Source organism: Kitasatospora sp. NPDC090091 (assembly GCF_044747365.1).
Classification (GTDB): domain Bacteria; phylum Actinomycetota; class Actinomycetes; order Streptomycetales; family Streptomycetaceae; genus Kitasatospora.
Map to the genome: position 1 here is coordinate 1 of NZ_JBIVDY010000009.1, position 18,841 is coordinate 18,841.

Annotated in this window: 15 protein-coding genes, 1 tRNA gene and 1 pseudogene; 6 read left to right on the forward strand and 11 right to left on the reverse strand. The window is 69.8% G+C overall.

Annotation, left to right across the window (positions count from 1 at the left end; all coding sequences use genetic code 11):
* The 5 genes and pseudogenes from ACIPSC_RS17060 to ACIPSC_RS17080 all read right to left on the reverse strand — a co-directional run.
* Positions 1–665: pseudogene (locus ACIPSC_RS17060) on the reverse strand (potassium-transporting ATPase subunit B); the annotation flags it as partial.
* Positions 665–2,326 (reverse strand): potassium-transporting ATPase subunit KdpA, encoded by a 1,662-nt coding sequence (gene kdpA, locus ACIPSC_RS17065; protein WP_400826465.1) that lies wholly within the window; start codon positions 2,324–2,326, stop codon positions 665–667. The gene kdpA and the pseudogene ACIPSC_RS17060, both read right to left, overlap by 1 nt.
* A gap of 1 nt (position 2,327) precedes the next feature.
* Positions 2,328–2,417 carry a K(+)-transporting ATPase subunit F gene (kdpF, locus tag ACIPSC_RS17070; RefSeq protein WP_238863773.1) on the reverse strand — a complete coding sequence of 30 codons (90 nt, stop codon included), beginning with the start codon at positions 2,415–2,417 and terminating at the stop codon, positions 2,328–2,330.
* Between the two features lie 397 nt (positions 2,418–2,814).
* Positions 2,815–4,809, reverse strand: coding sequence for an APC family permease (locus ACIPSC_RS17075; protein ID WP_400826819.1), 1,995 nt, complete (start codon positions 4,807–4,809; stop codon positions 2,815–2,817).
* A gap of 303 nt (positions 4,810–5,112) precedes the next feature.
* Positions 5,113–6,957 carry an APC family permease gene (locus ACIPSC_RS17080; RefSeq protein WP_400826466.1) on the reverse strand — a complete coding sequence of 615 codons (1,845 nt, stop codon included), beginning with the start codon at positions 6,955–6,957 and terminating at the stop codon, positions 5,113–5,115.
* A 389-nt stretch (positions 6,958–7,346) separates the two neighbouring features.
* On the opposite strand from ACIPSC_RS17080, the gene ACIPSC_RS17085 reads away from it, so the two are divergent.
* Complete coding sequence (locus tag ACIPSC_RS17085) at positions 7,347–8,012, forward strand: HAD family hydrolase (protein ID WP_400826468.1); 666 nt, start codon at positions 7,347–7,349, stop codon at positions 8,010–8,012.
* 64 nt (positions 8,013–8,076) lie between these two features.
* Here the strand turns inward: ACIPSC_RS17085 and ACIPSC_RS17090 are convergent.
* Positions 8,077–8,157, reverse strand: a tRNA-Tyr gene (locus ACIPSC_RS17090).
* Between the two features lie 215 nt (positions 8,158–8,372).
* Between ACIPSC_RS17090 and ACIPSC_RS17095 the strand changes: the two genes are divergently transcribed.
* Positions 8,373–8,861: a YajQ family cyclic di-GMP-binding protein gene (locus ACIPSC_RS17095; protein WP_400826470.1), complete on the forward strand. Its 489-nt coding sequence runs from the start codon at positions 8,373–8,375 to the stop codon at positions 8,859–8,861.
* Positions 8,862–9,052: 191 nt separating this feature from the next.
* On the opposite strand, the gene ACIPSC_RS17100 is transcribed toward ACIPSC_RS17095, so the two are convergent.
* Both ACIPSC_RS17100 and ACIPSC_RS17105 read right to left on the reverse strand, forming a co-directional pair.
* Positions 9,053–9,817, reverse strand: a complete 765-nt coding sequence (locus ACIPSC_RS17100; protein WP_400826472.1) for a hypothetical protein — start codon at positions 9,815–9,817, stop codon at positions 9,053–9,055.
* Between the two features lie 214 nt (positions 9,818–10,031).
* Positions 10,032–11,351, reverse strand: a complete 1,320-nt coding sequence (locus tag ACIPSC_RS17105) for a tyrosine-type recombinase/integrase (RefSeq protein WP_400826474.1) — start codon at positions 11,349–11,351, stop codon at positions 10,032–10,034.
* Between the two features lie 117 nt (positions 11,352–11,468).
* Here ACIPSC_RS17105 and ACIPSC_RS17110 point away from each other — a divergent pair, with 117 nt between their 5' ends.
* The 3 genes from ACIPSC_RS17110 (at position 11,469) to ACIPSC_RS17120 (ending at position 13,819) form a co-directional block, all read left to right on the forward strand.
* Positions 11,469–12,494 carry a DUF2637 domain-containing protein gene (locus ACIPSC_RS17110; protein WP_400826476.1) on the forward strand — a complete coding sequence of 342 codons (1,026 nt, stop codon included), beginning with the start codon at positions 11,469–11,471 and terminating at the stop codon, positions 12,492–12,494.
* A gap of 384 nt (positions 12,495–12,878) precedes the next feature.
* Complete coding sequence (locus ACIPSC_RS17115; protein WP_400826477.1) at positions 12,879–13,325, forward strand: plasmid mobilization protein; 447 nt, start codon at positions 12,879–12,881, stop codon at positions 13,323–13,325.
* Between the two features lie 170 nt (positions 13,326–13,495).
* Positions 13,496–13,819: a hypothetical protein gene (locus ACIPSC_RS17120; RefSeq protein WP_400826478.1), complete on the forward strand. Its 324-nt coding sequence runs from the start codon at positions 13,496–13,498 to the stop codon at positions 13,817–13,819.
* A gap of 40 nt (positions 13,820–13,859) precedes the next feature.
* Here ACIPSC_RS17120 and ACIPSC_RS17125 read toward each other — a convergent pair whose 3' ends face one another.
* The gene (locus ACIPSC_RS17125) at positions 13,860–14,801 is read right to left on the reverse strand and encodes a hypothetical protein (protein ID WP_400826480.1); all 942 of its coding nucleotides are present in this window, start codon (positions 14,799–14,801) and stop codon (positions 13,860–13,862) included.
* Between the two features lie 332 nt (positions 14,802–15,133).
* Between ACIPSC_RS17125 and ACIPSC_RS17130 the strand changes: the two genes are divergently transcribed.
* The gene (locus ACIPSC_RS17130; RefSeq protein ID WP_400826482.1) at positions 15,134–16,093 is read left to right on the forward strand and encodes a hypothetical protein; all 960 of its coding nucleotides are present in this window, start codon (positions 15,134–15,136) and stop codon (positions 16,091–16,093) included.
* Positions 16,094–16,162: 69 nt separating this feature from the next.
* Here ACIPSC_RS17130 and ACIPSC_RS17135 read toward each other — a convergent pair whose 3' ends face one another.
* Both ACIPSC_RS17135 and ACIPSC_RS17140 read right to left on the reverse strand, forming a co-directional pair.
* The gene (locus tag ACIPSC_RS17135) at positions 16,163–17,248 is read right to left on the reverse strand and encodes a UDP-N-acetylmuramate dehydrogenase (RefSeq protein ID WP_400826484.1); all 1,086 of its coding nucleotides are present in this window, start codon (positions 17,246–17,248) and stop codon (positions 16,163–16,165) included.
* Between the two features lie 31 nt (positions 17,249–17,279).
* Positions 17,280–18,611 (reverse strand): hypothetical protein, encoded by a 1,332-nt coding sequence (locus ACIPSC_RS17140; RefSeq protein WP_400826486.1) that lies wholly within the window; start codon positions 18,609–18,611, stop codon positions 17,280–17,282.
* Positions 18,612–18,841: the final 230 nt, after the last annotated feature.

The following is an 18,841-nucleotide window of genomic DNA, read 5'->3' on the forward strand; positions in this document are numbered from 1 at the left end:
GCGCCCTCGACCAGGGCGATCATCCGGTCGATGAAGGTCTTGCCGGGCTCGGAGGAGATCTTCACCACGATCCGGTCGGAGAGCACCTTGGTGCCACCGGTCACGGCCGAGCGGTCGCCGCCCGACTCGCGGATCACCGGCGCGGACTCACCCGTGATCGCCGACTCGTCCACGCTCGCGACGCCCTCGACGACGTCGCCGTCGCCCGGGATGATCTGCCCGGCCTCGACCACCACGTGGTCGCCCAGCCGCAGCGCGGTGCCGGAGACCTCCTCCTCCGCCCGGCTCTTCGGCCAGTCGGTGAGGCGGCGGGCCATGGTGTCGGTCTTGGTCTTGCGCAGCGTGTCTGCCTGCGCCTTGCCGCGGCCCTCGGCCACGGCCTCCGCCAGGTTGGCGAAGACCGTGGTCAGCCAGAGCCAGACGGTGATCGACCAGGCGAAGACGCTCGGATCGGCTATCGCGGCGACGGTGGTGACCACCGAGCCGACCTCGACCACGAACATCACCGGGTTCTTGACCATCACCCGGGGGTCGAGCTTCTTCACCGCGTCGGGCAGCGAGGCGACGATCAGCTTCGGGTCCAGCAGTCCGCTGGCCACTCTGTGCGGCGCCGCGGCGGGCGCCTCCGGCTGGGCGGCCGGCTTGTCGGTAAGGGTGGACGACATCAGGAGAGACCTTCCGCGATCGGCCCGAGGGCCAGGGCCGGGAAGTAGGTGAGACCGACGACGATCAGGACGACGCCCGACAGCAGGCCCACGAACAGCGGCTTGTGGGTGGGCAGGGTGCCCGGGGTGGCCGGGACGGGCTGCTGGCGGGCGAGCGCGCCGGCCAGCGCCAGGACGAAGACCATCGGCAGGAACCGGCCGAACACCATCGCCAGGCCCAGCGCCGTGTCGTACCAGTCGGTGTTCACCGTGACACCGGCGAACGCCGAGCCGTTGTTGTTCGCCGCCGAGGTGAAGGCGTACAGCACCTCGGAGAAGCCGTGGGCGCCCGAGTTGAGCATCCCGGCCCGCTCGCCCGGCAGTGCCATCGCGACACCCGTACCCACCAGCACGATCGTCGGCGTGGTCAGGATGTAGAGGGAGGCGAACTTCATCTCCCGGCCGCCGAGCTTCTTGCCCAGGTACTCCGGGGTACGGCCGACCATCAGACCGGCCACGAAGACCGCGACGATCGCCAGGATCAGCATCCCGTAGAGACCGGAACCCACCCCGCCGGGCGCGATCTCGCCCAGCATCATGTTGAACATCGTGATCCCGCCGCCGAACGGCGTGAACGAGTCGTGGAAGGAGTTGACCGCACCGGTCGAGGTCAGCGTCGTCGACGCCGCGAACAAGCCGGACGCCGCGATGCCGAACCGCTGCTCCTTGCCCTCCATCGCCCCGCCGGCCGCGCTCATCGCCGCACCCGAGTGCTGCGACTCGAAGAAGGTGATCAACGCCACCGACGCCACCCAGAAGATCGCCATGACGGACGCGATGGCGTAGCCCTGGCGGTTGTCACCGACCATCCGGCCGAACGCCCGCGGCAGCGCGAACGGGATCAGCAGGATGAGGAAGATCTCCAGGAAGTTGCTCAGCCCGGTCGGGTTCTCGAACGGGTGGGCCGAGTTGCCGTTGAAGAAGCCGCCACCGTTGGTGCCCAGCTCCTTGATGACCTCCTGCGAGGCCACCGGCCCGCCCGGGATCGACTGCGGGTCGCCGGCCAGGGTGGCGACCTCGTGGAAGCCGTGGAAGTTCTGCACCACACCGGTCGCCACCAGCGCGAGCGCGAACACGACCGAGACCGGCAGCAGCAGGCGCAGCGAGACGCGGGTGAGGTCCACCCAGAAGTTGCCCAGCCGGTCGGTGCGGTTGCGGGTGAACCCGCGGATCAGCGCCGCCACGATCGCGATGCCGACGGCGGCGGAGACGAAGTTCTGCACCGCCAGGCCCGCCATCTGCACCAGGTGCCCCATCGCGGACTCACCGCTGTAGGACTGCCAGTTGGTGTTGGTGACGAACGAGATCGCGGTGTTCCACGCCTGGTGCCCCGCCATCTGCTCGACCCCGAGGCTCAGCAGCAGGTGCTGCTGCAGCCGGATCAGGCCGTAGAGGAAGAGGACCGAGACGGCCGAGAAGGCCAGCACCGACCGCAGGTAGACCGGCCAGCGCTGGTCGGCGTCGCCGTCCACGCCGATCACCCGGTACAGACCGCGCTCGACTCTCAGGTGCTTCGAGGAGGTGAGGATACGGGCGATGTAGTCGCCCAGGGGGCGGTAGCACAGCACCAGGGCGCCCACCAGCGCCAGGAACTGCAGCCAGCCCGCAAGAGTGGAGCTCATGTCAGAACTTCTCCGGGTAGATCAGCGCCACGACGAGGTAGCCGACGAGGGCGACGGCGACGATGAGACCTGCGACGTTCTCGGCGCTCACAGCTTCTCCACCCCCCGCGCGATCAGGGCGATGACGGCGAACACGACGACGGTGACACCGACGTAGATGAGATCGGACATGGGCTCCACCACGGTGGTTCGGAGGTGGCCGCAGCCCCGGCCCGACGGGCTCGGTGCGGCACCGGCGGCGGGCCGGCGATGCCAGCCAACCGCGTTCACGGGCCGTTACCGCCGCTCTTGACGGCCTCCATACGCGGCCCGTTCGATTGTTGACGGGGTCCATACGGGGGGCCGTCGGTAGGCGGCTCGGGGACGGCTCCGGACGGCTGCGGGCCGGCGCGGGGACGGTCGCGGGACGGCGCCGAGGTGCGTCCGGGTGTGCTCGGGCATGCCGAGAGCCCCGGGCGTGGGTGCCCGGGGCTCTCGGTGGGTCGGCGTCAGGCGTTCTCGGGTGCCGGGAGCTTCTCGTACTCCGACCGCGTCTTCGGCTCACCCCGCCGGACCGCGCCGGGTGCCCGGCCGGAGGGACGGTGCGCCCGGCTGGAGGAGGTGAGCTGCCACGGCACGCTGATCACCATCACCCCCGCGGTGAACAGCAGCCGGCTCTTCAGCCAGAGCGCCGACTGGTTGTGCAGCAGGTGCTCCCACCAGCGCCCGACCACGTACTCGGGGATGAAGACCGCGACCGCCTCCCGCGGGCTGCTCCGGCGGTACTCCCGCACGTACTGCAGCACCGGCTTGGTGATCTCCCGGTAGGGCGACGCCAGCACCCTGAGCGGCACCTGGACGTCCAACTCCTCCCACTGCCGCTCCAGTTCGGCGGTGGCGTCGTTCTCCACCGAGACCGTCAGCGCCTCCAGCGAGTCCGGCCGGAACGCCTGCGCGTAGCCGAGCGCCCGCAGTGTGGGCTTGTGCAGCTTGGAGACCAGCACGATCCCGTGCACCCGGGACGGCCGCACCGACTCCGCCTCGGGGTCGTCCACCGCCAGCTCCGCGGCCACGCCGTCGTAGTGCCGGCGGATGCCGCGCATCATCACCCAGAGCAGGGCGGCGGCGACCACGGCCAGCCAGGCGCCCTGGGTGAACTTGGTCAGCAGCACGATCACCAGCACCAGCGCGGTGGTCACCGCACCGAAGGCGTTGATCACCCGGGACCGCTGTGCCGAGCCGCGCACGGCCGGGTCGGTCTCGGTGCCGAGGACGCGGTTCCAGTGCTTCACCATCCCGATCTGGGAGAGCGTGAAGGAGGTGAAGACGCCCAGGATGTAGAGGTGGATCAGGCTGGTGACGTCCGCGTCGTACAGCCAGAGCAGCCCGCCGGCCACCACCGCGAGCGCGATGATGCCGTTGGAGAAGGCGAGGCGGTCGCCGCGGGTGTGCATCTGCCGGGGCAGGTAGCGGTGCTCGGCCAGGATCGAGGCCAGCAGCGGGAACCCGTTGAACGCGGTGTTGGCCGCCAGGATCAGCACCAGCGCGGTGACGGCCTGGATGAAGTAGAAGAGGACGCTCTGGTCCCCGCCGAAGATCGCGGCCGCCAGCTGGGCGATCACGGTCTGCTGCGGAGCGGTGTGGCAGTCCCCGGCGAAGCCGGTCAGCTGGCAGGCGTCGTCGGTGATGTGCACCTTCGCCATCAGGGCCAGCGCGGTGATGCCGACGAACATGACCACGGCCGTGGTGCCCATCACGGCCATCGTGGCGGCGGCGTTCTTCGACTTGGGCGCGCGGAACGCCGGCACCCCGTTGGAGATCGCCTCCACGCCGGTCAGTGCCGTGCAGCCGGAGGCGAACGCCCGCAGGCCGAGCATCAGCAGGCCCAGACCGGCCAGGGTGTCCTTGCCGTCCACCGGCAGCACCCCGTACGCGGCGCTGGCCGCCACCGGGGTCTCCCCGAACACCGCCTTGATCAGGCCGGTGACCACCATCAGCAGGATGCCGCCGATGAACAGGTACGTCGGCGCCGCGAACGCCTTGCCCGACTCCCGGACCCCGCGCAGGTTCATCGCCGCGAGCAGGACGACGAATCCGATCGCCAGCTCGACCCGGTGGTCGGCCAGCGAGGGCAGCGCCGAGATGATGTTGTCGACACCGGAGGCCACCGACACCGCGACCGTCATCACATAGTCGACCAGCAGCGAAGCGGCCACCACCAGGCCGGAGTTGGCGCCGAGGTTGCGGGACACCACCTCGTACGAGCCTCCGCCGCTCGGGTAGGCGTGCACGACCTGGCGGTAGGACATCACCACGACCGCCATCAGGGCGACCACGCCGGCCGCGACCCACGGGGTCAGGTACAGGAACGCGGTGCCACCGACGGTGAGCACCAGCAGGATCTCCTGGGTCGCGTAGGCGACCGAGGAGAGCGGGTCGGAAGCGAAGATCGGCAGCGCCAGCCGCTTGGGGAGCAGCGTCTCGCCCAGCTCCTCGCTGCGCATGGCTCTGCCGATCACTAGGCGCTTGAGCGCCTGGGGCACGTTGAACACATGGGCGAGCGTAAGGGCGCCGAACGGGCGCGCAATGGGCCGTCGCGGAGCGTTCCGAAGCGCCCGACACGCCCGATGGGCGGGGTGTTTCCGCAGGTCGGAGCCGCTGAGGGCGGGGCGCGCCGGGCCCGGTGGCGACGTTTCGAGGGCGCCGGGCGGGGCCGTTAAGACATCGTCAAGATATGACGATCGGCCCGAATCTTCTTCTCTTATCGGTCTATATCGGACAGCCCTACGCCCGTATCCGGAGCCGAACTACATCCGCATCCGGAGCCGGCAGACCACCGCGTCGGTGTGGCGGCGCAGGGCCCGGTCGATCACGGCGCCGCGCCGGTTCTGCAGCGCCCGCCGCCAGGGCCGGACCGGCTCCACCTCGGGGATCAGGACGGTGAGGCGGTCGTAGGCGTGCTCGGCGGCGAGGGTGTTGACGAAGTCGGCGATCGGCGGGCCGAGGCGGCGGTGCGCGTCCGCGACCTCCACCAGCGGCACGCCCGGCCGCCAGAGCTCCCAGTCCCGGCGCAGCGCCTCGGTGGCGGCGGCGTCGTGGGCGACGGTGACGGCGATCACCTCGTCGCCGAGCGACAGCGCGGCGGAGAGGCCGTCCCGGGTGAGACGGGTGATCGCGGCGACCGGGACGACGACCAGGCTGCGCTGCGGGGTGAGGGGTCCGGGTATGCGGCCGAGTTCGAGGCGCCGACCGATGCGGGCGTAGGCGCGGTGGACGGCCTCGAAGAGGAGGACCAGCAGGGGCAGGGCCAGGCAGATGCCCCAGGCGCCCTCGGTGAACCTGGTGCCGGTGACGACCAGGGCGGCGGTACCGGTGAGCAGGGCGCCGAAGCCGTTCAGGGCGGCCTTCGCCCGCCAGTGGGCGGGCTTCTCCCGGCACCAGTGCCGGACCATGCCGACCTGGCAGATCGTGAATCCGACGAACACACCGATCGCGAACAGCGGCACCAGGCTGTTGACGTCCCCGCCCGAGCCGACCAGCAGCACCGTCGAGACCGCCGCGAGGAAGAGGACGCCGTGCCGGTGCACCTGACGGTCGGCGCGCAGCGCGAAGACGTGCGGGAGGTGGTTGTCGCGGGCGAGCAGGTGGAGCAGGACGGGCAGGCCGCCGAAGGAGGTGTTGGCGGCGAGCCCGAGCAGGACCACGGTGGCGAACTGGACCAGGTAGAAGCCGGCGCCGTGGCCGAGGGAGGCGTCCGCGAGCTGGGCGAGCACCGTGACGCCCTCGACCGGCTGCAGGTGGAAGCGGCCGATCAGCACGGCCAGTCCGATCAGCATCACGCCGAGCAGCGCGCCGAGCGCAACCTCGGTGCGCTGTGCACGCTTCACGCCGGGCGCGCGGAAGGAGGGGACGGCGTTCGCCACGGCCTCCACGCCGGTCAGCGCCGAGCAGCCGGCCGCGAAGGCCTTGAGCAGCAGCAGCGCACCCACGGTGGTGGCGTTGTCCGCCGGCACGGACGCGTGCCCCTCGGCGGCGGCCGTGCTCACCGGAGCGTCCCGGAACAGGCCGACCACCACGATCGTCAGGATCGAGAGCACGAACACGGCCGTCGGCGCCAGGAACCAGCGGGCGGACTCGGCGATCCCGCGCAGGTTCACCGCGGTGACCAGCGCCAGCACGCCCAGGCAGAGCCAGACCCGCTCGCCGTACAGCCCCGGCACCGCCGAGGTCAGCGCCGCCACCCCGGCCGTCACCGAGACCGCCACGTTCAGCACGTAGTCGACGACGAGCGACGCCGCGGCGGTCAGCGCGGTCCGCCGCCCCAGGTGTGCCTTGGCCACCGCGTACGAGCCGCCGCCGTCCGGGAAGGCCGCGATCACCTGCCGGTACGAGGCCACCAGCACCGCCAGCAGCACCGCGATCACCACCGTCACCGGCAGCGTGAAGCCCAGCCCGTACGCCCCGGCCGCGGCCAGCGCCAGCACGATCGACTCCGGCCCGTACGCCACCGAGGCCATCGCGTCCAACGACAGCGCGGCCAGTCCGCCGAGCACGGAGAGACGGTGGCGCTCGTCCGGGGCCCCGGGCGCCTCCCGGCCGGTATCGGGCGGCACGGGCTCGGCGGTGAGCGCCGGGGTGACGGAGCTGGACATCGGACGGAACCTCCGCGGTCGGGCAGTGCTCCCGATCCTGCGGGCCGTTCCTCCCCGCACCCCCCGCCCCTACGGGTTCCTGACGCCCCGGCACGCACTCTTGACGCCCCTTTGACGGGCGCCGCATCGGCGCCGGTGCGGGCAGGTGGGGCAGGTGCGGGGGAAGTGCGGGGGCGGGCGGACCGGTGTCCCGGCGGGCGCCGGTTGGGAAGACGATCAGCTCACACGGAGGACTCCGGCGCACCTCGGCACGTCCGGAACGTCTCAGCGGAAAGGCCGAACGGTCCGACCGCCCCTGATGACACTCTGCTGCTTGATGAGGGTAATTGCAAGTAATACGCAATAAGGCCACCCCCAGCGCACCCCCTCCCGTGCGCTACTCTCCGCGCATGTCCGACCACCCTCCGCCCCTGCTCCTGATCGACCTGGACCACACCCTGGTCGAGCGCGACGGCGCCTCCGACGCCTGGACCCCGGTCTTCTGCGCCACCCACGGGCTCCCCGCCGAAGCCGCCCCCGCCGTCTTCGACCTCTTCCTCGCCGACCGCTCCCCCGCCGGCTTCGCCCGGATCGCCGCCGCCTACGGCCTCCCGCACTCCGGCGAGACCCTCTGGGAGGAACACGTCGCCCACGAGGCCGCCCGCACCCACCTGATCCCCGGCGTCCCCGCCGCCCTCGCCGCCCTCCGCGAGGCCGGCTGGGCCATCGCCGTCGTCACCAACGGCTGCACCGACATCCAGCGCGCCAAACTCGCCCGCACCGGCCTGCTCCCGGCCGTCGACGCCGTCTGCGTCTCCGAGGAGGCCGGCGCCCGCAAGCCCGCCCCCGAGATCTTCCACCTCGCCGCCGCCCGCCTCGGCCGCACCCTCACCCCCGACGCCTGGATGGTCGGCAACAACCCCGCCACCGACCTCCGGGGCGCCCACGCCGTCGGCCTGCGCTCCATCTGGATCACCCCGGCCCCGCCCCCGCCACTCCCCCCGTCCCACCCCACCCCCACCTACACCGCCCCCGACACCCCCGCCGCCACCACCCTCCTCCTCGCCACCCCCTGACCCCCCAAAACAGAACCGGCCCCGAACAGCGTTTCCGCTGTTCGGGGCCGGTCTGGTAATCCAGTGGCTGGTGCAGGGTTCGAACCTGCGTAGCTTGCGCGACAGATTTACAGTCTGCTCCCTTTGGCCGCTCGGGCAACCAGCCAGGATTGGTGTCTCGCGGGGCTTCCCCCGCTCGACTCCGTAAACGATACCCGATGCCAGGGGGTGGTTCGCCACTCGGTTGGTCACGTGATGATCAAGGCGCGCGGTGCGCTCGTCGCGGGCAGCGGCGGGGTGGTGCTGGATAGGCTGGGGCGGCGGTCGCCCGGTGGGGCGGGCCGTGCCAGTGAAGCCACAGCATCAAGGAGACCAACACCCATGGCCGACTCCAGTTTCGACATCGTCTCGAAGGTCGAGTGGCAGGAGGTCGACAACGCGATCAACCAGACCTCCCGCGAGATCGCCACCCGCTTCGACTTCAAGAACGTCGGCGCCGACATCAGCCGCTCCGGCGAAACGATCGAGATGAAGGCCAGCGGCGAGGAGCGCGTGAAGGCCGTGCTGGACGTGCTGCAGAGCAAGTTCATCAAGCGCGGGCTGTCGCTGAAGGCTCTGGACGCCAAGGAGCCGCAGCTGTCCGGCAAGGAGTACAAGATCTTCGCGGACGTGAAGGAGGGCATCTCCCAGGACGATGCCAAGAAGGTCGCGAAGATCATCCGCGATGAGGGCCCCAAGGGCGTGAAGGCCCAGGTCCAGGGCGACGAGCTGCGGGTCAGCTCGAAGAGCCGTGACGACCTGCAGGCCGTGCAGGCGCTCCTCAAGGGCAAGGACCTGGACTTCGCGATCCAGTTCGTCAACTACCGCTAGTCGATGCCGCTGACCTGCGGAAACGCAGGCTCTAGATGGCCACAGGGCACAACGAGGGCACTTCGGCGGGAACAACCGCCGCCGATGACCCTCGTTGTGCCCTTGTCGAGAAGGGTCGGATTCTGACCAGCGGCGTGGGCGTCGAGTCAGTCATCGACACCTCGATCGATTCCGCGTCGCGCCCGGGACCGTCAGTACTTTGCGTCTGCCAACGCCGCAGCCGCCCTCCGAACGTCGCTGGCAGCCGAGCTCAGCGACGACGGCAGATCAGCCAGCCGCGAGAGGGTGCTGACGGCATTCGCGAGCAGCGGAGCATTGTCCTGAAGGTGGCGCAGGTCACGGCTGGCCTCATGCAGCCAAGGGGCGTTGTCCTGAAGGTGCTGGAGCCCGTTGCTGGCCTCGTGGAGCATCCAAGCCGTGTCCTCGGAGACCCCCAGCCGGCTTCCGCGCAGCACCTCCAGGTCCGCCCTGAGGACCTTCATCAGGGACGCCAGTTCTGGCATCTCCTTCGCGATGCTCCCCAGAAGGGGACCGATCCGCTCGACGTACGCTTCCTGCGCTTCGTAGATCATCTCCACCAGCCGTGCCTCGGTCAGACCGCTCAGTCCCGCCAGGGCATCTCGTCCGTCCGCCTCACGAACGCGCTTCCACTCCTCAAGGATCTCCACGGTGTAGTTCTCTCCGCCTGCGCCGTCGACCCGCTTGTGGTGCACGTTGCACAGCAGCAACAAGTTGGCGAAGCTGTTCCTCTGCTCCAGGGTCCACGTCGCGTCGAACCGCTTCCCCTCCGGCTTGAGGGCTCGGATGTGCGCGATGTCGAGATTCAGCATCGGCTCCCCGTCGATGACGCGCACTGTCGGCGCCCCGCAGCGCGGCGCGTAGCACCCGCCTCGGGCCAGGGTCATCAGCGCGGCCACAGTGGCGTTGCTGTAGTTCCGGCGCAGTTGCTCGGCCATGGCAGTCCTCCTCGTCGAGTTGAACACTCCATCTCGCACGGTAGGGGAAGCAACTGACAACGCGCCCTGATGTCAAGCCAGGTGACCTACCAAGGACTTACGTTCGAGGAATGACCCCACGCTGCACGACGGCTCTGTGGTAGATGGTGCACGTCTAAACGACGGCCACCCGTTGCGCGGCCGGATACCTACCGTGCGAGCGCCGCCCCACAACTCAACGCCTTGGCCCGGGGAGGCACATCGAGGGTGCGCTACTGAAGACAGCCTCGATCGCAGCCCTCGTTGTGTCCTCCTCGTCCGGCCACAGGTGCGTGTAGGTGTTGAGCGTGATCGACGGCTTGGCGTGTCCGAGACGCTTCTGCACCGTCTTGACGCTCTCGCGGTGCTTGATCAGCACCGAGGCGTAGAAGTGCCGGAGGTCGTGCATCGTGGCGTCGTCCGGCACCTGACGGAGCGTCGGCTCCGCGTCGTCCGGCCGGCCTCGTCGCTCCCAGCTCTTGAGCGCGCCCTCGTACTGCTTCCGCAGGGCCTTGTCGGCCACCCGCACGAGGGTCTCCCACACCGAGGCCCAGGCCGCGCGGCGGATCGCCTCGCCGCGCTCGTTGGTGAAGACGAGCAGCGCCTTCCGCCGCTTCCACTTGGAGGGGCGCGGGGCGGTGCGGTCCTCGATATCGACCCGGCGAGCCGGGTACTTCTCCAGGTGCGCCGCCAGCGCGTCCATCGCGGGCTTGGCCACCGGGACCGTCCGGTAGCTCTCGTGGGTCTTCGGCGGCGCGAGGTAGGGCTCGCCCCGATCAGGGCTGACCACCTGCTGCTTCACCTGGACCGTGCCGCGCTTGAAGTCGATGTGCGCCGGCTCAAGCCCGAACAGCTCGCCTTGCCGCAGCCCCGAGGCCGCCGCCAGGAGCAGTAGCACCCGGTACCAGCCGGGAGCGGCGTCGACCAGGGCCGCCACGACCTCGACGGCGAGCGGGACGATCTCCTTGCGCGGCGGAGGCGGCAGTTTCACCCCCTTCGTCGGGTTGAACGGGATCTGGCGGTCGAGCTCCGCTACGCGAAAGATCGCGGTCACGTAGCTGTAGTGCACCCGCAGGGTCGACGGCGCCAGGACCTTCGAGCGGTCCTTGACCCACGCCTGGATCTCCGAGGTCTTGAAGCCCGCGATGGCCCCGTCGCCGAGGATCGGGTAGACGTGCAGGCGAAGCGCCCGGTCGACGCGCTCTACGGTGCTCGACCCGTGGACGGCGCTCGCGCGCCATCGCTCGCCGACCTCACGGAACGTCTCCTTGCCGAGCGCGGGGTCGATGTAGGCCCCGCGGTTGAGGTCGTTGTCGAGGCGCGAAGCCTCCGCGTCGGCGTCGGTCCGCCGGGTGAAGTTGAGCTTGCGCTGCTCCCCACTGGGGTCGCGGTAGCGGACCTGCCAGCGCTTGCCCTTGCCGTGGTCGGCGGTGGGGTACTTGCCCTTGTGCTCACGGCAGGGCTTGTCGGTGGGGCGGGGGTGGGTCTTGTGCCAGGTGTCGTAAACGGTCGCCATTCGGCTCCTCGGGTCGGGGCAGGGCCACCCGGGACAAGGGCCGTGGACGCCCAATACGGATGCAACGGCCCACCGCCACCAACACCTCGACCGCCCCCAAGGAGGACCACCACCCACATGCCCACCACGGACCGCGCCGCCCGCACCAGCCGTGTGACCCTCTGGGACTTCGCCGCGATCGGCCTGCTCGCTGCCGCCGGCTTCGCCCTCTCCTACGACGCCCTGCGCCAGATGGCCCTCGCCATCCACATCCGCGACCAGCTCGCCTACCTGTTCCCGCTCATCGTGGACGGGTTCGTCGCCTACAGCGTCCGCGCCCTTCTACTTCTGCGAACCGCCCCGCTCACCGCCCGCGCGTACGTGTGGCTGCTGTTCGGCACCTCCACCGCCGCCAGCATCTGGGCCAACACCCTCCACGCCGTCCGGCTCAACCAGCAGGCCCTGGCCACCGCTGGACACCTGCACCTGAGCGACACGACGGTCGGCGTTCTGTCCGCCATCTCCCCTCTCGCCCTCGCTGGAGCCGTCCACCTCGGCATCCACACCACCCGCCATATCCGGCCCGTCGTCCAGTCGAACGGTGAACCGGTGGTCCGCAACTCGGTCCCCGTCCCCTCTTCTGAGACCGGACGGTCTCCGGACGACGGACGGTCCGCCGGACCGGACCAGACCGTGGAGGTCCACCAGACCGGACCGAACCGGACCGCCGGACCGTTGCGGCCTGCGGACGGACCGGACAGGGACCGCTGTCCGGGACCGGACCCGGAACCGGAACCGGACGGGCAATTCCGCTCAGACCGTCCGTCCGCAGGCGAGGACCTCCCATGGACAGACCCAGACCGCGCGGAGCACTCCCGGACCGACGACACCGTGGACCAAGAAGCCGCAGGCCAGGGGCCGAGCGGAATTGCCGGACAGGTTCCGGAGCCCCGGCCCGTCGGCCGACCGGCAGGCGCGTCGTTGGACGAGCTGGCCGGCATCGCCGTCCGAGCGTGGACGGACACCGGGAGGCTGAGCCGGTCCGTCGTCCGGGACGCGGTCCGCGCACAGGGCCTCACGCTGTCCGACGGACGCCTCACCACGGTCATGAGGATGGTCCGTCCGGACGAACCGGACGACGACGGTCCCGCCGCCAGCATCTGATCCCGGCACTTCCGCTCACCCCGGGTGCCTCGCTCGGCGCCGTCCCGCGAGGCACCCGGATCCCCTCTCTGTGATCCCGACCAGGCCCGGTCCGGTCCCGCCCACCTCCCCACGCACCCCCAGGAGTCCCCTCTGACGATCCACCAGCCCAACCCCGGGCACACCGACAGCCCCGGCGGCGACCTGGAAGCGCTCCTCAACTCGCTTACTCTCAAGGGTGATCCGCGACTCGCGTCCGAACTGACCGCCCCTGGCGCAGCAAGCTATCGCGTGGGACCGCCCCAGAGGCGGCCCCACGCAGGTCCCTCGCCGGTCGGCGCGGGACAGCCGGCGGCAAGTCGAGCGGGGGCGCTCGACTTGTCACCGGCAGCTCGGCACCAGGGGGTGCCGAGCGAGGTAGGGGAAGGGAGCGACAGCCTTGAGGACATCACTCCGAGCCACCCCACTCGCCAACCGCGTCGCCGCCACCGTGACCCGCAGCAGCGCCCGCACCGAGTGACCGTCCGATACAACGCCGCCGAATACGAAGAGATCCGCCGAGCCGCCGCTGACCGCAGCCAGACGATCGCCCGCTTCTGCGCCACCAGCACCCTCAACGACGCCCGCGGCCTGAGTGCCGGCGATCCGCAAGACCGCCTCGACCGCGCGATCGACGAGTTGGCCGGCAGCCGCACTCAACTGGCCCGCGTCGGCAACAACCTGAACCAGATCACCTTCGTGCTCAACGCCAGCGGCTTCCATCACCCCGCCGAGCTCGGTGCGGCCCTTGAACTCGTCCAGCAGGCTGTCGCACGGGTCGACGCCACCGCAGCCGAACTCGTGGGCAGGTAGCGGGACGCACGTACACACGTCACCCGGCGTACCACAATCCGGACGAGTGCAAGGCGGCACTCAGCCTTGGAAGTTGGTGTCGATTCGATGTCATTTGGGCAGGTTTGGAACATTCTCGCACCAGGGTGTCTTGTGGTCGTTCCGACCGACCGGCACTCCTGGAGGCGCCTGTGACCAACCCCGCCAACGCCGACTGGAACACCTTCGACCGCCCCGTGATTCGTGCCGTCCCCCACCCCAACGTCCTCGACCTACGTGGCATCACCATCACCTGCCCGGAGTGCGACGCCGACCGCGACTGGCTCCTCCTCAACGTCCGCCGCCAAGTCTTCGTCCGCTGCCGTTGCGCGGCTGAATGGCACGAGCCCGATCTCACCCGCGACGAGTTCGACGAACACTTCACCGCACCCGAACGCGAGTGGGACGCCTTCGATGACGCCATGACCGGGCTGGGTTTCGACGGCCTCCTGGCCGGAACGATCTGGAACAGCTGAGCGGACAGGGGCGGCTCCTTGAGTAAGGATCCGCCCCGCCTCACAGTTCTCGGAGCGCTACCCCTTCTTGCTCGGCAGCATCAACCTTCTTGGTGAGCGCGTCCACCAACCCGATGCTTCCCTCGAAGAGCTGGGAAACGTCCTGGCCGGTGAACATGATGATGTTGTTGCGACTCCCCCGGGAGTTGCGTACGAAGTGGTCGAGAACGTCCGGATCGAACCCAGCCATCGAAATGAAGACACCCCTTGTGCTATCGAGCTTCCCGTCCACCTTCCCCTTGAAGTCGAGGAGATCACCCAGGTCAGGCTGCGCAGAACGCCATCGGGCCTCGACGAGATAGGTGAAGCCGCGGAAGTGGAAGGAGCCGTCGATCTGCTCTCGGGCCATGCGGTACGGCGGGCGGTAGTCAAGATCGTGAACCTTGAAGAGCTGGACCAGGAGCTTTTCAAGGCCGTACCCGCGGCCTTGGGTGCTCTGCCCCTGCTGCATCTGCACCAACGCGATGAACTCATCGCGCAACTCGCCTACGACCAACCGCCTCTCGGCAATTGCCTGCAGACGCCGCTTCTCTGCCGCCTTCCGCGCTTCTGCAGCGGCCTGCTCGGGATTGACGAGAATCCGCTCCGCTGTAGCTTCGCGCTTCAGCTCGGCCAGAGCTTCCTTGCCGGCGTGTTGGTCTGGTGCATCTGCATGCGGCCGATTCATCTGGCACAGCTCTTCAACGACCCTTCGTTGGACGCCGTAGCCAGCCGCGCCCACCTCGCCGAGGTCATCGAGAAGTGCGCGGGCGATCTTGGCCTTGCTCAGCTCCGGCCGGTCGTAACGTTCATAGTGGGAGCGTGACACCCCAGCGGCGAGGAAGATGGCCCGCAGATCGTCGCGCCAATGGAGCGCGTCCCGACACACGGCTATGACCGCGCGCGCCAGCGCCGTCGACAGAGGGCCAGCATTTCCTTGATTGCTTGACCGTAAGGTGGGCACGAGCAGCTATCTCCTGCAGGTCGGCTCACCCGCTCAGCGCCAAACCGGTTGGCCCCAACAGGTTTTCGCGCCAGAGCGGCGAGGCGAACGGACGCGGCAGTCCTATCGTCGCACAGGGTCGCCTGCTCGACGGCAGCTCGGACGAGATCAGCCAGCCACAGCCTGCATCCTGACTACGCGTCAGTCACGTCGAGCGATGTGATGGTGGTCGCTCGACGTTCGCGTCGATCTTCGACGGCGTACGTGCTACGTTCCGTGGTCCAATCGAAAATAGGCGACCCCGGCGGTGCTGGTAACACCCCGGGGTCCGGCAACAGGAGTGCGACCTCCCGATGCGTGTCCATCGTAGCGCCCACGTGCGCAACTTCACGGTGCTGCCCAACTGCATGCTGCAGTTCCGGCAGCTGTCCTACACCGCCCGCGGCCTGCTCGCGGATCTCCTCTCCCGCCCCGACGGCTGGCGCGAGGACGGTCGGCACATGGCCGACACCAGCCCTCAGGGCCGCGGCGCGATCCGCAAGGCCCTGAAGGAGCTCGCCGACGCCGGCTTCTACCGCGTCGAGAAGATCCGCATGCCCGACGGCACCATCCGCACCGAGACCCACGTCTACGACACCCCGCAGCTCCCACCGCTGCCGGGTGCCACCCGTCCGGTCTCCGGTGAAGCGACCACCGGTGATGCTGGCGCCCTAATTGAAAGTACCCGGCACAAAGAACCCTCCCTCCCCACCGGCCCCGCGAACGGCCAGGCGACCGCCGACCAGGCGGACGAGGAGCCGGGAGGGCGGGAGGAGGAACACCAGGACGCCAACAACGCTCCGGCGATGCCGGACGCGCAGGTCCGCGAAGCGGTCGCCACGCTGTTCCGGGTGATCCGGCCCGAGCCGCGCCTGTACCTCGGCGAGCCCGAAGCGCGCACGCTTGCGCCGCTGGTGGCCCACTGGCTGGAGCGCGGCGCGACCAGCGCCGACCTTGCCGCTGCCCTCCTGCCCGGCCTGCCCAGCCCGGTCTACTCGCCAGTGGCGGTGCTGCGCAACCGCTTGGAGCGCAAGATGCCACCCGTACCGGCCTCTGTGCGCCCGGTAGCGGCCCGGTACGCCGAGTGCGCCAAGTGTCACGACCCCGTGCCTCAGCCGGGCATCTGCCGCCCCTGTGCGGGCCTCGGGACCCGCATGCTCACCGTCGGCGGAGGCGAAGCGGTGACCCGCAACGGTGCCGCACGTGCCCGAGCGGCACTGCGTACAGCGAAGACGGTCGGCCTGAACCTGGGTGGCCTGGCCACCGCCGGGTAGGGAGCATCTTCACCGGGGAGGAGTGCCAGGCCAGGCCTGCGAAGCGACCGTCCGGGTTGGCCAGCCCCGTCAGAGTGCTGCTGAAGCGAGCGCGCTCTGCTTGAGGCGTAGGTACGCGGGTTCGTCGCCGAAGAGGTCGGGCTCGGGGGTCAGCTGGATTCCCGTGACCTCCTGCACGCTCTCGGCGACCGTCCTGGATGCCTCGGCGAACGCACCGGCGGTGGCGTGGCCTTCGGCGACGAGCGTGAAGTGCTTGGTCGACATCCGGATACCCGGGGCGATCGGCTGGCCGAGGGCGAACCCGGCGGCCTTGATCAGCCAGCTGGCGCTGACCCTGGCCAGGCCGTCGGGGAAGGTGTTCACGGGTGCCTGCTCGACCCGGAGCTTCTCGGCCTGCTTCTCGTCGACGACAGGGCTGAGGAAGACGCTGCCGACGTTGCGGTTGTCGCTGTCTCCGGGGTCGAGAACCATGCCCTTGCTGCGGCGCACGGTCAGCACGGCGGCAGCCGCGTCGGCAAGGAGAACCGGCGTGCCCTTGGGGACGTCGAGGACCCTGGCGACCATCCCGTACGTGATCGGGGTGCTCAGCTCGGACCGCCGGAGCCGGAACGTCACCGTGAGGAGCGTCCAGCGGGTGGAGAGCTTGAAGATGCTGGTGCGGTGGCCCAGCCGGCAGTCCTCGGCCGAGAGCGTGACCTCGCGGCCGGTGACCCAGTCCCAGGCGGTGACGCGCACGAGGACGTCCGCGACTTCCTGCCCGTAGGCGCCGACGTTCTGGACCGGCGTGGCTCCCACCGTGCCGGGGATGCCGATCAGCGTCTCCATCCCGGTCAGGCCGTTGGAGATGGTCTCCTCGACGAGGGCCTGGAGCATGTGGCCGGCCTGGACGGTGACGGTGACCGCCTCGCCGTCGTCACCGCGCTCGAACGCCACACCCTGGGTGGCCATGCGCACGACGGGCACGCCGCACCCGGCGTCGGCCACGAGGATGTTGCTGCCGCCGCCGAGGACCAAGGGCCGAGCAGTCTCTCGACGGGCCAGGTCGACGACGTCGGGGAAGTCGGCGGGGTCGGTCAGCTCGGCGAGGACTGCGGCGTTGCCGCCGATGCCGAGCGTGGTGAGCGGAGCCAGCGGGACCTGTGTGCGGACGTACATTCGGTTCCTCGGGTGCGTGCGGAAGTCCAGGCTACGCGGCCAGGACGGCGCCGATCTCGTCTGTGACGTCGCGCGCCAATGGGCTGTCGGAGTGCTCGAACCCGTGGCGTAGGCCGGCCATCCGCTGTCTGGCGCGGCCGGAGTCGAGGTACGAGCGGAGATCGAGGGCCTGGCGGGTGGCCTCGGCTGCACCGTCGAGGTCGTGCCGCCGCAGCCGGGCTTCCGCCAGGGAAATCGTGTGCAGCAGCCGGTTCCGGGGCTGCTCGTCACCGAACAGCTGCAGGCCACGCACCAGGTGGCGTTCGGCGACCTCGGGACGGCCGAGTTCGAGCCATGCGCGGCCAGCATCGGCGGCCAGGACAGCCGGTGTCACCCAGTAGGCCCACGAGGGTGTGCCGCTGTCCGCTGCGGACTCAGCCAGGGCGGCTGCCTCATCGAGGGTCCGAGCGCAGTCGTCCAGTTGGCCCAGCTGGGCATGAGCACGGGCCTGCCTGGTGGCGAGGAGGGCGTGGACCACGCCGCCGGGTGTGCCACCGACGCCCTGACGGGCGATCTTGATCAAGCGAAGCGCCTCGTCGTGCGCACTGCGCCAGGTGGCCTGGTAGCTGAGGCAGGAGACGATGTTCGCGCCGAGCGCGCGGTTGTTGGCCGTGTGCGCGGCGCGGAGTCCGAAGAGGAGATACCGCTGGCCGAGGGCGTTGCGACCGAGGTCGCAGGCGAGCCAGCCGGCCAGCTGGGCGAGTTCGGCGAGCACGCTGTGGAGGCGTTGCCCTATGGCCGGATCGTAGGTGCCGTTGCGGGCCAAGTGTGCGGCCCAGTTCAGGTCTTGGGTGATCCAGTCCAGCACCAGCGGGCCGCCCTGGGCATCGTCGAGCCGGCGGAGCTGGGCGACGCGATCGGCGAGAACGTCGATGGCCTGGGGGCTGATCGCCTCCCCGCTGGGCCGCCCTGCTACCGGCTCGTCCGGTGTCGTCAGCCAGTCAACGGCCGGGCCGATGAGTCCCTGGCCGGACAGGGCCTGCGACACCCCGAGGCCAGAGCGGAGGGGACCGGCCGTGAATGATCCGAGCCCCTCCCAGGTACCGTCCTGCGACCAGGGCTGCTGTAGCCAGCCGTCGGCACCGGGCGCGATGACTTTCGCAGGCCACAGGGCTTCGGCGGTGACCGTCTCCCTCAGATGGTGCGAGAGGATCGACGCGACGATCTGCGGAAGCGAGCCGCGCGGCGTGGAGCCCTTGATCCAGCCATAGGGCGCTTTCGGGCTGATGCTGTTCGGGCGCACGCGGTTGATCTCGCGTGCCAGTTTGTCGGGCGACCAGCCGAGTCGCTTGAGGCAGTCGCCGAGAACAGACCCTTCGTCCACAGGTGACCTCGAAGTCCGATGCGGCTGACAGGTTCGACGCCAACGTACAGCAGCCTGCGGTGCGCCCCTTCGCCGTTGGGTGATTCTGACCATTCTGACCAACACCTGACCTGACTGACCATCACCAGCCCTTCCAGGTCGGGGTTGCGGTGCGTGATGGTTTCGACACGCCCCGGCCGCCAAGGCAACGAGCCTCGCCACCGGCCGACCGCTGGGCAGCACGCGCCTTG